This is a genomic window from Natronorubrum sulfidifaciens JCM 14089 (genome assembly GCF_000337735.1).
Lineage (GTDB): Archaea > Halobacteriota > Halobacteria > Halobacteriales > Natrialbaceae > Natronorubrum > Natronorubrum sulfidifaciens.
Window position 1 is genome coordinate 15,878 of the sequence record NZ_AOHX01000034.1, and the last position, 13,989, is coordinate 29,866.

Consider the following 13,989-nt stretch of genomic DNA (forward strand, 5'->3'; position numbering starts at 1 on the left):
GGATAACATGAGAATAAGCACATGTGAATTAGCAGACTTTCTTGATGCAGAACACGCGGGAGATCCTATCGAAATAATGGGTGTAAATTCAATCGATAGAGCAGATCAACACGAACTGACGTTCTGTGTCTACGACGATCCGAAGTGGTTCGAACGAACATCCGCCGAAGCGGTTGTCTCACTTTCTGACCTGAGTTTCGAACCCGACGCCACGCTTATCAAAATCGATGATCCCCAATTGGGATTCATCAAAATCGTAGACGAGTTCTTCAGGGAACGACCTGACTCTATGGAGATACACCCTTCTACAGTGATTGGAGACGATGTCGAGATCGGAAATCGATGCGAGATTGGCCCCCACGTTCATATCCGAGGCGACGTTACTATCGGCGACCGATGTATCATAAAATCAGGTGCATCGATCGGCGGTGACGGGTCTGGTTACGTTGAAAACGAGAACGGGCGACTAGTGAAGCAAATTTACCAAGGAAAAGTGATCATCGAAGACGACGTAGAGATCGGAGCAAACAGTGTAATCGACAGAGGTGATTTCGAGGAAACGATAGTTGAACAGGGGACAAAAATCGACGATCTCGTCCATCTATCCCATGATACCGTTGTCGGGAAACATACGATGATAAACCGAGGATGCAGCACCTCTGGTACTGTAACGATCGGGGATCATGTCACTTTGAACCCACATTCGGCGATTGCCCCTCACGTCGAAGTCGGGGATAGGGCTGAAGTAGGAATGAACTCAACTGTTCTCGACAATGTTGAAGCAGGAACTACGGTTGTCGGTTCCCCAGCTAAAGTAATTAATTCGGATTAGATCTCGAGCGCATCCAGAGAAATTCCTTCACCACTTTTGATATCGGCTTTAGCGATAGAATCGACTATTTCATCGAGGAATTTTGGCTCCGCACCAACGTCGACAGCGTCTCCTGGTCGGATAATCTGCACGTCATCCCTCGTGATCATCTGACCGGCTTTGATTTTACGAGTTGCGTGTATCCCACGGCGGGATCGGTCGTACGTTGCCTGTTCGACATTCCGAACAGTGAGCTTCCCGTCGCCCAGCGTTCGTTCAGTTTTTCGTATTTTGTCGATCATTTCCCCTAATTCGTCGGGCTCGAGTGCGAACGAGTGATCTGGGCCCTCCATCTCCTTATCAAGGGTGAAGTGTTTTTCAACCACAGACGCCCCGAGTGCGACGGCAGCAGCGGGAGCAGTCGCGGGATCGGTTGTGTGATCCGAGAACCCGACCACGGTATCGAACTCTCGATTCAGCGTCTCGACTGCGCGGACGTTAATCTCCTCGAGGGGCGTCGGATACGACGAGACGCAGTGAAGCAACGCAATGTCCTCGACGCCGTTCTCCCGAAGCACCCCAACGGCTTCCTCGACCTCTGCCTGTTCGTGAGCCCCCGTCGACATAATTACAGGCTTGTCGTACTCCGCGAGGTCCTCGAGGAACGGGTGATGTGACAGCGTGAACGATGCCACCTTGAACGCTGGCACGTACTCCGCGAGTTCTGCAGTCGATCGTTCGTCGAACGGCGACGACATGAACTGGATGTCCCGTGACTCACAGTACTCGTACAGTTCGGGAATCCACTCGTAGGGTTGCTCAAGGCTCTCCAAGAGCGCGTACGTCGAGTCTTCGGGGTCGTCGACCAGATCTCGGTCGTCGACATACAGATCCTCTGCTCGAAACGTCTGGAACTTCACCGCGTCTGCTCCAGCGTCGGCAGCAGCGTCGATGAGTTCTTTCGCGGTCTCGAGGTCGCCATTATGATTTGAGCCAGCCTCGGCGATGACGTACGTAGGTTCGCCTGGGCCGATAGCCCGGCCACCGATGTCGAATGTCTCCATGTCCCTATCCCGACACGGAACCGAAATAAACGCACCTACTCGAGGTGATGCTCGTGGAGGTTTTCGATTGCTGTTACGACATCGGACACGTCTTCGTCGCTCATTTCGACGTGTAGTGGAAGACTCACCAGCCCATCGTATACTTGTTCAGTCTCGGGGAATTGACCAGGTTTGTACCCGAACTCCTGCTGGAAGAACGGGTGATAGTGCAATGGCACGTAGTGTACTTGGACGCCAATGTTCTCGGCGTGCATCGCGTTCACGAACTCTTTGCGACCGCATCCGAACGCCTCGCTCACTTCGATCGCATAGAGGTGACACATCGGATCCGACTCGAGTGGTTCGGGCGGCGTCCGAATCCCGTCGATCCCGGCCAGTGCTTCGTCGTATTGTGCGATAATTTCGTCGCGCCGCTGTTTGAAGTCCTCGAGCCGATCCAGTTGTGCCAGACCGAGCGCCGCCTGCAGGTCGGTGATATTGTAATTGTAGCCGACGCCTTCGGCCACCTGGTACCACGGTTCGTCATCGTGGCCGCCAGGACTGTACTCCATATCGAACGATCGAAGCCGACGACATCGCTCCGCCAGCTCGTCGTCGTCGGTGACGACCATGCCACCCTCTCCCGTCGTCACGTTCTTCACCGGGTGGAAGCTGAAGACGGCCATGTCCCGCTGTGCACCGATCGCTTCACCGCGCCACGATCCACCGAAGGCGTGACAGGCGTCCCAGATCACCGTTAGGTCGTATTCGTCGGCGACCTCGAGTAACCCGTCGATGTCGGCCGGATGGCCGGCGTAGTGCATCGGTACGAGCCCAGCGGTGTCGTCGGTCACCTGCTCTCGGACTGCGTCCGGATCGAGCGTCCGCCGATGTGGATCGATGTCCGCGAATACCGGCGTCGCATCGTTGTACGTCGCTGCGTGCGCAGTTGAGGCAAACGTTAGCGGGGTCGTGATTACCTCGTCACCAGACCCGAATCCAGCCGCACGACCGGCTAGATGCAACGCCGTGGTTCCTGATGTCGTCGCGATTGCATGCTTGACGCCAACCATCTCCGCGACCTGTTCCTCGAAGGCCTCTACTGTCGGCCCGCGGGTGATGTAGTCGCCTTCGAGTGCCTCGAGTACAGCCTCCTTTTCTAGCTCGGTAATACTCTGACTCCCATAGCCGAGCACCTCATCTCGGATTGGTTTGCCACCATAATACGCTGGGTCGCGAGTCATCACGAATCGTCTTGCTCCCGAAGCCACTCTCGGAGGCGATCAATCCCTTCCTCGAGAGACACCTCCGGCTCCCAATCAAGAACGTCCACTGCCTTGGACGGATCGCAGAGGAGCTTTTGGACTTCGCTCTGTGGATGGTGGTGCTCGACGTGAGTAATCTCCGTCCCCTCTGTTGCAATCGTCTCTGCCAATTCGTTGATCGAGATATCCGAACCGGTACCTGCGTTGAGAACCTCACCGACGGTCTCGTCAGCAAACGTTCCTTCGACGATGAACCGTGCGCAGTCGGTCGCGTACAGCAAGTCGCGAGTCTGGGTACCGTCACCGAAAATTTTCAGTGGTTCTCCAGCGAGATCGCGGCTTGTAAAGATCGATACCACTCCACCAGCCATCCCCGTCTTCTGGAAAGGCCCGTAGGTATTGAACGGCCGCAGGATCGTCACTGGCAGATCATAGCCGTGATAGTAGCTCTCGGCAAGGTTCTCTGCTGCAAGCTTCGACCCTGCATAGGGTGAGGCTGGCTTCACAGGATGGTTCTCGTCGATCCCAGCTTCGGAGTCGACCATGTCGTACACCATGCACGTTCCCACCAGTCCAAGTGGAGTGTCCGTCTGTCGACAACACTCGAGGACGTTCTGTGTGCCAACCACGTTCGATTCGAAGTGTGACTGTGGATCCTCGAGACTCTCTTGGACGTCGATTTCTGCCGCCAAATGAATACAGGCATCGACATCCTCGTCGAAGCGGTTTGCAACTGCTTCTTCGTCACATACGTCGCCCTCTACGAGGTTGAATTGTTCCGAGTCCTCGAACTCAGCGACGTTTCGATGCGATCCGTTTGAGAAGTTGTCCAGTCCTCGGACGGTGTGGCCTCGTTCGAGCAATTCACGGACGACCCACCGACCGATGAACCCTGCTGCGCCGGTAACAACGACTGTCTTACTCATTGCTGATTTCTCTTACATTCGTCTCGTCAAAGCTGACGCTTTGTTCTTCCGATGCCGTGTCGGACTCAGATTCGGCGTTTGAAAATGATTCATCTGCCCCAGCCATCGCGCCGTTTTCTTTCAGCAATTTCATAATTTCGTCTTTCGACAGCTTGGGGGCATTTTCGGAGGACAACACGATCTCTGTGCTGTCTGTGAATCCAACTGTACGCGTTTCTGTCTGGAAGTCAGCCATCTCTGGTTGAATCGCGTACATCGAATCGTTTTCGCGTGCTCGCCGTGCCTCCCGCTCAGTCATGATCTCTTCGTGGAACGTCTCACCGGGACGACGACCGATCACGTCAATGTCGATCTCCGACGGCTCGTAGCCGAACTCCGGTGCCAGCGTCTCGATCATCGCCTTCGCGAGATCCTCGATTTTGATCGCTGGCATCTTGTAGACGAACACCTCACCGCCTTGCATCGTCTCGATCGCTTGTGACACCAGATCGAACACGTCATCGTAGGTCAGGAAAAAACGAGTCATCCGCTCGTCGGTGAGGGTAACTGGTCCTCCCTCACGAATCTGGTCAGTAAAGATCGGAATGACCGACTGAGATGAGTTGATGATGTTGCCGAATCGAACCGACGATAATCGCAGGTCGCGGTCGCCACGATGGTTGTTCCCTGCAGTGATGAGTTTCTCACCGAGGAGTTTCGTTGTCCCCATCGTGTTGGCTGGATTTACGGCTTTATCACTGCTCGTAAACACGACGCGCTGAACATTCTCATCAATCGCTGTATCCACGATGTTCTGCAGGCCGAGCGTATTCGTTTTCACGGCTTCGAATGGGTTGTACTCACAGACATCGACGTGTTTCATTGCCGCCGTGTGGATAACGACGTCAATGTCTTCCATCGCTCGAGCCAGTCGATCCTTGTCTCGGACATCTCCTGCAAGATAGCGACACCGATCATCATTGACAGTCGATCGTATTTTTGCAAGTCCTGGCTCGTTGTTGTCTAGTACACGAAGCACCGCGGGGTCGCGCTCGAGTAGTCTGGGAACAAGCGTCCGACCAACCGACCCCGCACCCCCCGTCAAAAGAATATTGTTTCCTGAAATCATCGTGTGTCAATCAGTCGTAGAGTCCATATCAACCTACTGATCTCACTTCTATAATATGTCCAATAATTTATAGCAGAATAGGAACTACAGGCTGATTTTCACCCTGTTCAGCACGAAACTACCTTGTGCAAATGATCCGTGAATCTATCCCTTTAAGCGCCTATCCTCGAGATTGAATCGCGTACAGATCGGCATACTGGCCACCGTCATCGATCAACTCACCGTGGGTCCCTGTCTCAATGATCTCACCGTCTTCGAGCGTATAGATTCGATCCGCGTTCTCGACGGTCGACAACCGATGCGCAATTGCGATCATCGCATAATCCCGATCCATCTTTTCGATTGCCGTCTGCACTTCCTGCTCGAGGTTCGAGTCCAAATCACTCGTCGCCTCGTCCAACACTAACAGATCCGCATCCTGCAACAGGGCTCGAGCCAGCGCGATACGTTGCTTCTGGCCACCCGAGAGTCGAACGCCGTCGTCGCCGAGCACCGTCTCGTAGCCGTTCGGCAGCTCGTCAAAGAACTCGTCGACTTTCGAAATTGCACAGGCGCGGCTCAACTCCGCACGCGTCACGTCGCGGTTGCCGATCGTGAGGTTGTACTCGAGCGTATCGTTGAAAATAAACGGATTCTGTCGAACAACGGCGATCCGTTCGCGCCAGTCGTAGATGTCCATCTTGTCGATCGGCACGCCGTTTGCCCGAATCTCGCCATCGTCGAGTTCATACAGTCGTGCGAGCACCGAGACGATCGTCGACTTGCCAGCTCCGGACTGGCCAACGAAGGCGACGAACTCGCCTTTTTCCACTTCGAAGTCGATTCCGCTCAAGACCTCTTCCTCTTCATTGTAGGTGAAGTGGACGTCGTCAAACTCGACCTGAGTGACGGAGTCTGGAACATCTTGAGTGGACTCATTCGGTTCTTCCCGAGTCTCGAGTTCTTGGATGAATTGCTGTGTCCGAACGAGGTGCGGCAAGTCGTTTTCCACTCTGTAAAACGTTCGATTCAAATCGCTCACTTTTGGGCCAAGCTGGAACATTGCAAAGAGGAAGACACCGAGTGCCCCGATCGAGAGATTAGCGAACGTCAGCGCCAGATAGATAAGAACGAATACCGAGACAGCGACGCCGAGGTTGTAGAAGTTATTGATTGCGGCTTCGTTGCGCCGGAGGGTAATTCGCGCACTGGTAAACTGGTCGATAGCGTCATGGAAATCCTGACGGAGTTCGTCGGCAAGCCCGAAAATGCGGACGTCCCGGATGCCTTGTGTTCCCGCCTGGGCGGCCTCCTGGCGTCGTTCGTTCGCATCGGCGACGAGATCACCGACCTGATAGCCCGGTTCAACGACGCGCCGAAGAAAGACCGTCAAGAAGCCAAGCACACCGGCTGCGAAGATCGTTAGCATCGGCGAGATCACGAAGGCGATTAGCAGATAGACGGCCGAGAGAAAGAACGTCTCGAGGAGTTTGACGACGCGCTGGATAACCCGTCCAGCATAGTTGGTCTGCGTGACAATCGCGTTCAGAATATCGTCGGAACCCTCTTCGTCGAAATACTCGACACGCGCGTCGAGTGCGTTATCGTAGGCTCGAAGCTGAAGGTCGCGAATATAATAGGTCCGCAGTGCCTCCCGGAACCACGCTACCACGAAACTCGTCGTATACCGAGCTGTCATCACGACTGCGACACCGACGACGACATAGCCGAGCGTAAATGGAATCCCAAGCGCTGCATAGGCCGTCACGAACGCACCTAGCATGCCATCAGCTTCGGCTGTAGGATCATCTAGTTGCACAATCTCGATAACCGGCAGAATGAAGCTCAGGCCGATTCCCTCGAGTATCGCTGCGATAAGCCCCAGACCGACAATGAGAACGGTGAACTTGGGGTTGTATCGGGCGACGTCGAGTAGCGCATCGATCTTCTCTCGCCTCGTGACCGGCTCTGATTCAGTAGATGACATATCGATAACTGACTATACGGTACTCACCAACAGACTGTTATAATCTCGTCGGTACGGAACTTATCGAACTCAGCTTCGAAAGCGGTGACTCTGCAATTTCGTAGCTAACCCTCGTTTTCCACGTCGAAACTGACTGATCAAACCACCGCGAGCGTCACCTAGGCATTCATAGGTATGTGTAAAATTCGAAGGCTCATCGGGCCCTATGATGATATTCCTTTAGATAAAATCGTTAGCTTGTCGGTATCTAATCAACCACGTGGTATTAAACACGGTTCCAACGCCCCCGAAGCTACGAAAAACCTACCCAATCATAGACGCGAACGCAGAAATGCACCGCTGACGAGCCGCTTCGCCATGACCGACACATCGAATCGGTCCCGGCCGGTTGGGTGGCCTATGGTCGTCACGAACACGAACTCGAGGCCACGATCTCTACGTTCTGTACCGCAATCCGAGACCGACGCCGGCCGACTCAAGACCTCGCACCCAAATCTCGACGACGAGGGCGAACTGCCCTCTGGCGAGTGAGGATCAGTCGCCTACCAGAGCATCAAGCCGACGCCGAACTCGCTGGTCGTGCCGAAGACGGTCCACCGCGGCGCACCGTCGAACTTCAAGGCCTCGGTGGCGGTCCACGACGACGAACCGCGCGTGGGCGAGGACCGATGAGCCCCAACTCCCTGCTCGCTGGCCTCACGGTCGCCGCCGGACAATCGACTCGCTGTGACGTGTGTGGGGCGACGTTGCGGCCGAACGACTACGTTGAACTGCTCGCACTCGAGGGCGACGACCTCGAGCCCGTGGTGACTCGCTGTTCGCACTGTGCGCGCGGCGCTGTGCGAGCCGGCACCGAGCGCGAGTGCGTGCTCGTCGTGGGGTCGGCTCGTGGGATCGATCGGCGGCGCTGGTCACTCGCGGCTGGTGCTTTCGGGCGGCGAGATCACCGACCGGAACGAATAGCTGACCACAACCCTGCTTAACACTCTGTCATTTCTTGCAGTATTTGTTCGAACTCATTCAGATCGACGTCCATATTCCGTTCCCGTTTCTCGTTCATCGTTTCGGCTGGGGGCGCTGCCATAGCGGTATACTCATGGCCCAAGATGTAGGCTAAAACGTAGTAGGGGGCCTTCACGACCTGATTGAATATCTCAACAACCGACAGATTACCACCCCAAATCGTGGCGGTCAACCCGGCACCGTGCGGTGAAATTACGCTGCTTGCGCCATTGAATATCTGGATTTCTTCTCGAAGCGAAAGGTCTTCGCAATGGACGATCTCGACGCCATACTGCTTGAGGAGTGCCTCGATTTCAGAATAGTTGTGGACTCGGCGCTTGTGTTCGTTCTGCCGTGATATGTATATCCAGTCTGGTCCACTTAGATCAGTGCTAACAGCGTTAAACATACGCTCTCGAAGCCATCCCAATGCGTTTGGTGTGGGGTCGGGGAACGACGGCACTACTAACCGATCAATATCAACTGCTCTACCGTTCCATTCTTTGATTTTCTTCTCGTCGTAGCCAAGCAACTCGATCGATTCAGTGACGAACGACGGCGGGTTCGGCGGAATGAGTAGCGTCACATCTGCCCCGGTGACGTTTTCATAGTGTGCAATACCACGAACTTTCAGCAGATGTTCGACCATCCAATGAAAGTAATTCACAGACTGTCTAGATAGCCATTGGCTGTGTAGTATCGCCGCAGTTTCGATGCTTGGGCCACGGCCAGACAACTTCTTACGACGACGTTTCGAACCGAGCTGCAATGGCGATTCAGTGATTGCAAGCGAAATCTCGCGTCCTACCCGCCCCGTCACACTTTGGCTACGCGAGTGTGTTGGCTCCGCAATGAAGCCCCCATCATTCGCAATCGCAACCGCGCCACGGCCTGCAACAGTCACATTGTCGACCTCTGCGACGAATGGTGCCTCAAACGCAAATTCTGGATAGTAATTGTGTTCAAGTCCGGTTTGACCTTCCAATGGTGCAAGCTCTTTTGAAACTCGCGGAGTGAGGTTGTCTGTACCATCGTCTAAATCCCACGATCGCGTTGCGTACTCCGATTTGAGTTGTTGCGAGTCAATTACAACCTCATCAAAACCCCGCGCAATTGCTTTCCGAACAATCGGTTGCGATTTCGTCTCGTAGCCGTATTCTAATCCCCGTTTCAAGAGGGACACTGCACCGTGCTCGGCATACCAATCTTTAGCATCATTCACCAACCCACCGTTCATTTATCGATTATTTATGTGTTGGATAGAAAAAACCCACTCGTACCGACTGAACGCTTTTCCACACTTGCCAGCGTAGCCACTCATGAACCCCGAATCCTGACACGGCCCTCGGGGGCTCTTACTCCATTTCGTCGGTCGACGAGTCGCTATTCTCGAGCGCGGCGGGGCTTTCGAGGTGTTGTACTCTCGAGCACTCACTAATTAGTCTTCATCACGCTCGAGTTCACTCACGTCCAGCTCACCCTCGAGATATGCCCTCCCCGTATCCGTCAACTGATAGAGGCCAGTATCGACGGAATCCAACAAACCGGCATCTACCAGTGCGCTACATCGTCTGCTCACATACTGACGATCGTACTCGATATTCACTGAGAGTACTTTCGGAGAAACCAATATTGGGTGGTCATCAAAGAAGAGCATGATCTCATAATCGACAGGAGCCATCCACGGAACCCGCTCTACCATCTATTCGTGAGTGGCGACCAGCAATATAGAAAAGCTAGCACGATCTATGGAAGGTCTGTATACGTTTGTCGTTTAACCCAATCAACGTACATTGTCAAGATTTATGTCAATGGAGAATATTTTCTTCACCACGGAAGCTACATGTGACTCTCTGAAGCGCTGAGTTACAGAATAGCGAACTGGTGTTAGCCCCACCAGTCCGCGAGAAGCTCCCGTAACTGCCCTACGGAAGCCATGTCAAATGACGATTCACGGGATAGTAAAACTCCCGACCGACACGCACAGCCGACGATCAACTACCGACCGATCCTCGAGGCCCTCGACACCCACACCACCAATCTCCTCGAGACAGTCACCACCGACGACGACCTCGAGCCGGACACTCGCCGGGCGGCCACACGCCACTGCCGCGAGCTCCGGGCGGAACTCGAGTACCTGCGACGCCACCTCCCGAAGACGGACGCGCCGGAGCCGCTCGCAACGATCACGGGGCCGTTCGAGGCCGACTGGGAGGCGATGCGACGACGGAACGCTCGCGACGCCGACCCGCGAGTCGACGAGCAGGGAGGTGAGGCCGATGAGTGAGCCCGCACTCGAGGAGCACGATCTCGAACCACGCCTCGAAACCATAGACGACCTCGAGGCCACGGACACGACGCTCCTCGAGACGCTCCTCACGGAACTCCGGGCGCTGCGCGCGGAGAACGAGCGACTGACGACCAGAATCGACACGCTCGAGGACACCGTCGACGCACTCGAGCAGACTGTCGACGACCCCGAGACCAAAACCAACACCCTCGAGTCCCGAAGCACCGACCTCGAAACCACCACTGAAACCCTCGAGTCCACAACAACCGACCTCGAGACCCGACTCGAAACAAACGAAACCGACCTCGAGCGCGTCGACGCACTCACCCAAGCGACCCGCAACCGGACGGGAGCCACCAAGGCCCGCCTCGAGGAACTGCAGGCGCGCGAACTCGAGAAGGGGGCCCACCTCCGCGCCGAGCACGTCGACGAACACGCGGTCGACGTCCCCGACGGCAGACTCGAGAAAATAACCAAAGACGACGGCCACGCCTACTACCGCCTGCCCGAGCGAGACGACCCGCTCGACCGAACCAACACGACCCTCGCCCACGGCGACCTGCTCCCGATCCAGCAACTCGCCCGACTCGACGAGGACATGCGCCGGGCCACCACGAACGCCCTGCCGACGCGACTCGCCGCGAAGCTCTGGAAAGCCCGCACCGACTCGAGCGTCGGCGACGATCCCTGGAAGACGGGCTGCAAATCCATCAACGAGTACGTCACCGCGAGCGACCTGAAACACTGGATTCGCAGACAGGAACCCGGCACGAGCGAGACCTACGCGAAGAAACTCGTCTCCCGCGTCATCGACGCCGCTCTCGAGTTCTCCAAGAACCGACTCGCGGTCCGCAAACGAACCCAGCGCAAGAACGGCCTCGAGTACACCGAGCGGCGACTGATCCTCCCCGAGGATGCCGAAATTCCGGGCGAGATGTCTAGTCACACCGCCGACTCTCCGGAGACAGCTGGCGTCCGCGGCTAATCGTCGACACCGACCCAAAATAGCCCTCGAGAGAGCACACACATCTCAGGACACCACCCTTCCACACACGAACGCGGTTGACTAGTGGGTTGATTAGTCGTGGGTCTCCCTGCTCGAGCAGTCTCGGCAGTCGACTCGAAAGACGCCCTCGAGTAGCTGTCCGAAGACGACGGCTGTCCATGGGGATCGGCAAGTTCTGTTGTGAAAAACAGCGACGACGACCGGTGAGTTGTTCGATCCGTTGAGATCCTCGCACGGAGGTAATGGCCCTTACTCGAGTGGGTTTGATCCATATGAGAGAGACTACTCTCGATTTCTCCTTTTATAACGTGTGACGTTGACGATTGAGGATAGACCGGAACGAAGTCCAAACTCATTGCTAACCGACTTCGTGGCGTGACTACCGTCTTGATCGCGTTGTCACAAACCAGACGTAAGTCATTCTACCGACTCTGTATCCTCAATACTTCGAGGATCCTCTGTAAGCATCCAGAGTGCCGTTGGCTCGTGCAGATACTCAATGAACCCAGCAGCATGCAGCCTGTCAAGCCGTTTAGATACGGTCGGCCTCGAGTAGCCCGTTTCGTCGACGAGCATTCCAGTCGTCGCATATCCATGTTTAGCTAAGACATCAAGGACGTCTTCTGTCTTGTCGTCGATTCGAAGCCCCATTTCTTGGCTACTCATAAAACCACTACACTTTTAATCACACCCGTTACTACATACCTTTTTCTATAGTATTACGACCTAGCTTTACGACCAATAAAGTATTTAAGCTAAGAGAGTCTCTATTGGATAGAGGCACAGACTGGTCACAGAAACTCTGTGGCCCGGTGTACCAGCACCGGACCTGTGCCTTGCTCTAAGGCAATGTCAGCTACGACTACCACACACGAAACGATTTCGGATGCACAGCAAGAGACCATCATCCTCGAGCGATCAGGAAGCTACTACGGCTACCTGGGCCGAGACGGCGAGGGATACCACCATCACGTCGACAAGGCCACGAACACGATCTACGTAACAGAGAGCCGCGCTGAGCGATTCTTGCCCAGCGATGCGGGACTGTACTGGTTTCGCATCCGTGGTCCCATCACACACGAAGAACACCTCGAGCGCTACGACGACCGCGATATCAGCCAGTGGATCGCGTACGTCGAGTCAGTTCGAGGCTGGATTGACCGCCCACTCGATCTCCAGACAATCCTCAGTGAGACACTCACGGAGGTGGAGGTCCGATGACCGACCACGACTGCGTCACGATCACCGTCGAACTCGAGCAGCCCATCACACCTGGTGACCTCGAGCGCGCCTACTGTGATCTCCTCGAGCAGGTGGACCGATGACGGACGAACTCACACTGGAGTGGACACCTAGACGCGGCCCACCACGACGACTCGTCTTTGAACCTCAACCCAACAGCGAGTATCCGTGGGCTCGCATCGAACTCGAACGCCGCAACACGCAGTGGCGCGAAGTCGGAATCGAGTACCTCACGGAACTCACAATCCCCACGAACAACGACACAGAAACCGACCAACTCCCACTCCAACCAACTGGAGGTGACAACGATGAGTGACCACGCCGACACCAAGGCACTCATCCACGCGATCGACCAACTCCGAGAACAAAACGAGCGACTCACCGAGCGCGTCGACGATCTCGAACACAACCTCGAACAGACCGAAGACAGAGTCGAGACACTCGAGACCGAGAACGAACAGCTTCGCGACCGACTCGAGGACTGCGAGCACGAAACCACCCGCATTGACGCGCTCACGGATGCCGCCCGCAAGCGATCGGGCGTGAACAAACAGCGGATCGAAGAACTCCAGGCCCGCGAACTCGAGAAAGGGGCCCACCTCCTCGCAGAGACGGTCGACCACTGTGAGATCGATGTCGACGGCGATCGACTTGAGCAGCTCACGAAAGATGACGGCCAAACCTATTACCGAGTCCCACAATCAGAGGATCCACTCGAGCGTGGCGGCTCCATCACCCTTTCCCATGGCGACTTACTCCCGATTCAGCAACTCGCGCGGATGGACGACGAGATGCTTCGCTCGACATCGAATGCGCTGCCAACGCGACTCGCCGCAAAACTGTGGAAGGCACGGACTGACTCGAGCATCGGTGACAACCCGTGGGAGCGTGGCTGTAAGGATATCGCAGAATACGTCAAGGCGAGCGATCTGAAACATTGGATCCGCCGGCAGGAACCCGGAACCAGCGACACCTACGCGAAGAAACTCGTCTCGCGGACGATCGACGCCATGCTCGACCTTTCAAAGAACCGCGTCGCGATCCGCAAACGGACCGAACGAAAGAACGGTCTCGAGTACACTGAACGCAGACTAATCCTCCCCGAGGATGTCGACATCCCGGGCGAGACATTGAGTCAACCAACAGAAGCTCCGGAGACAGCTGGCGTCCGCGGATAGCCGTAGACACCCTCAAACAGATCCCTCGAGAGAGCACACACATCTCAGGACACCACCCCATCCGTTCTAGTTTAGCAGATCGGGGTATCCAGAGACGTCGAGCTAGAATAGTCAGTTACTAGGAATGTGAGAATCCGGTGGAGAGTGTGTAC

General features: G+C 55.5%; 15 protein-coding genes. 7 read left to right on the forward strand and 8 right to left on the reverse strand.

Annotated features, from left to right (window positions below; genetic code table 11):
- The first annotated feature begins 7 nt into the window (after window positions 1–7).
- Complete coding sequence (locus tag C495_RS07940; protein ID WP_083902464.1) at window positions 8–832, forward strand: DapH/DapD/GlmU-related protein; 825 nt, start codon at window positions 8–10, stop codon at window positions 830–832.
- On the opposite strand, the gene C495_RS07945 is transcribed toward C495_RS07940, so the two are convergent.
- The 5 genes from C495_RS07945 to C495_RS07965 form a co-directional block, all read right to left on the reverse strand.
- Window positions 829–1,875, reverse strand: coding sequence for an N-acetylneuraminate synthase family protein (locus C495_RS07945; protein WP_008161728.1), 1,047 nt, complete (start codon window positions 1,873–1,875; stop codon window positions 829–831). The two genes, C495_RS07940 and C495_RS07945, sit on opposite strands and share 4 nt — an antisense overlap.
- 35 nt (window positions 1,876–1,910) lie before the next feature.
- A complete protein-coding gene (locus C495_RS07950) occupies window positions 1,911–3,098 on the reverse strand; it encodes a DegT/DnrJ/EryC1/StrS family aminotransferase (protein ID WP_008161730.1) in 1,188 nt (395 codons plus the stop codon).
- Window positions 3,098–4,045, reverse strand: coding sequence for a dTDP-glucose 4,6-dehydratase (locus C495_RS07955; RefSeq protein WP_008161734.1), 948 nt, complete (start codon window positions 4,043–4,045; stop codon window positions 3,098–3,100). The genes C495_RS07950 and C495_RS07955 overlap by 1 nt, the downstream gene beginning before the upstream one ends.
- Window positions 4,038–5,153 (reverse strand): SDR family NAD(P)-dependent oxidoreductase, encoded by a 1,116-nt coding sequence (locus C495_RS07960; protein ID WP_049890214.1) that lies wholly within the window; start codon window positions 5,151–5,153, stop codon window positions 4,038–4,040. Before C495_RS07960 ends, C495_RS07955 begins: the two co-directional genes overlap by 8 nt.
- Before the next feature lie 160 nt (window positions 5,154–5,313).
- The gene (locus tag C495_RS07965; protein WP_008161739.1) at window positions 5,314–7,119 is read right to left on the reverse strand and encodes an ABC transporter ATP-binding protein; all 1,806 of its coding nucleotides are present in this window, start codon (window positions 7,117–7,119) and stop codon (window positions 5,314–5,316) included.
- A 668-nt stretch (window positions 7,120–7,787) separates the two neighbouring features.
- On the opposite strand from C495_RS07965, the gene C495_RS07970 reads away from it, so the two are divergent.
- Window positions 7,788–8,102: a hypothetical protein gene (locus C495_RS07970; RefSeq protein WP_049890215.1), complete on the forward strand. Its 315-nt coding sequence runs from the start codon at window positions 7,788–7,790 to the stop codon at window positions 8,100–8,102.
- Here the strand turns inward: C495_RS07970 and C495_RS07975 are convergent.
- Together C495_RS07975 and C495_RS07980 are read right to left on the reverse strand one after the other, a co-directional pair.
- Window positions 8,099–9,358, reverse strand: a complete 1,260-nt coding sequence (locus tag C495_RS07975; RefSeq protein WP_008161742.1) for a glycosyltransferase family 61 protein — start codon at window positions 9,356–9,358, stop codon at window positions 8,099–8,101. The two genes, C495_RS07970 and C495_RS07975, sit on opposite strands and share 4 nt — an antisense overlap.
- Window positions 9,359–9,559: 201 nt before the next feature.
- The gene (locus C495_RS07980) at window positions 9,560–9,823 is read right to left on the reverse strand and encodes a MarR family transcriptional regulator (protein ID WP_008161744.1); all 264 of its coding nucleotides are present in this window, start codon (window positions 9,821–9,823) and stop codon (window positions 9,560–9,562) included.
- A 234-nt stretch (window positions 9,824–10,057) separates the two neighbouring features.
- Between C495_RS07980 and C495_RS07985 the strand changes: the two genes are divergently transcribed.
- Together C495_RS07985 and C495_RS07990 are read left to right on the forward strand one after the other, a co-directional pair.
- Complete coding sequence (locus C495_RS07985; RefSeq protein WP_008161746.1) at window positions 10,058–10,408, forward strand: hypothetical protein; 351 nt, start codon at window positions 10,058–10,060, stop codon at window positions 10,406–10,408.
- Window positions 10,401–11,396 (forward strand): hypothetical protein, encoded by a 996-nt coding sequence (locus C495_RS07990; RefSeq protein WP_008161748.1) that lies wholly within the window; start codon window positions 10,401–10,403, stop codon window positions 11,394–11,396. Before C495_RS07985 ends, C495_RS07990 begins: the two co-directional genes overlap by 8 nt.
- Before the next feature lie 438 nt (window positions 11,397–11,834).
- Here the strand turns inward: C495_RS07990 and C495_RS07995 are convergent, their stop codons facing one another.
- On the reverse strand, window positions 11,835–12,083 hold the full coding sequence (locus C495_RS07995; RefSeq protein ID WP_008161749.1) for a MarR family transcriptional regulator: 249 nt from the start codon (window positions 12,081–12,083) through the stop codon (window positions 11,835–11,837).
- 183 nt (window positions 12,084–12,266) lie between these two features.
- Here C495_RS07995 and C495_RS08000 point away from each other — a divergent pair, with 183 nt between their 5' ends.
- The 3 genes from C495_RS08000 (at window position 12,267) to C495_RS08010 (ending at window position 13,837) form a co-directional block, all read left to right on the forward strand.
- A complete protein-coding gene (locus C495_RS08000) occupies window positions 12,267–12,638 on the forward strand; it encodes a hypothetical protein (protein WP_008161751.1) in 372 nt (123 codons plus the stop codon).
- Window positions 12,639–12,738: 100 nt separating this feature from the next.
- Window positions 12,739–12,975 carry a hypothetical protein gene (locus C495_RS08005; RefSeq protein ID WP_008161753.1) on the forward strand — a complete coding sequence of 79 codons (237 nt, stop codon included), beginning with the start codon at window positions 12,739–12,741 and terminating at the stop codon, window positions 12,973–12,975.
- Window positions 12,968–13,837, forward strand: coding sequence for a hypothetical protein (locus C495_RS08010; protein WP_008161755.1), 870 nt, complete (start codon window positions 12,968–12,970; stop codon window positions 13,835–13,837). The genes C495_RS08005 and C495_RS08010 overlap by 8 nt, the downstream gene beginning before the upstream one ends.
- Window positions 13,838–13,989 lie beyond the last annotated feature (152 nt).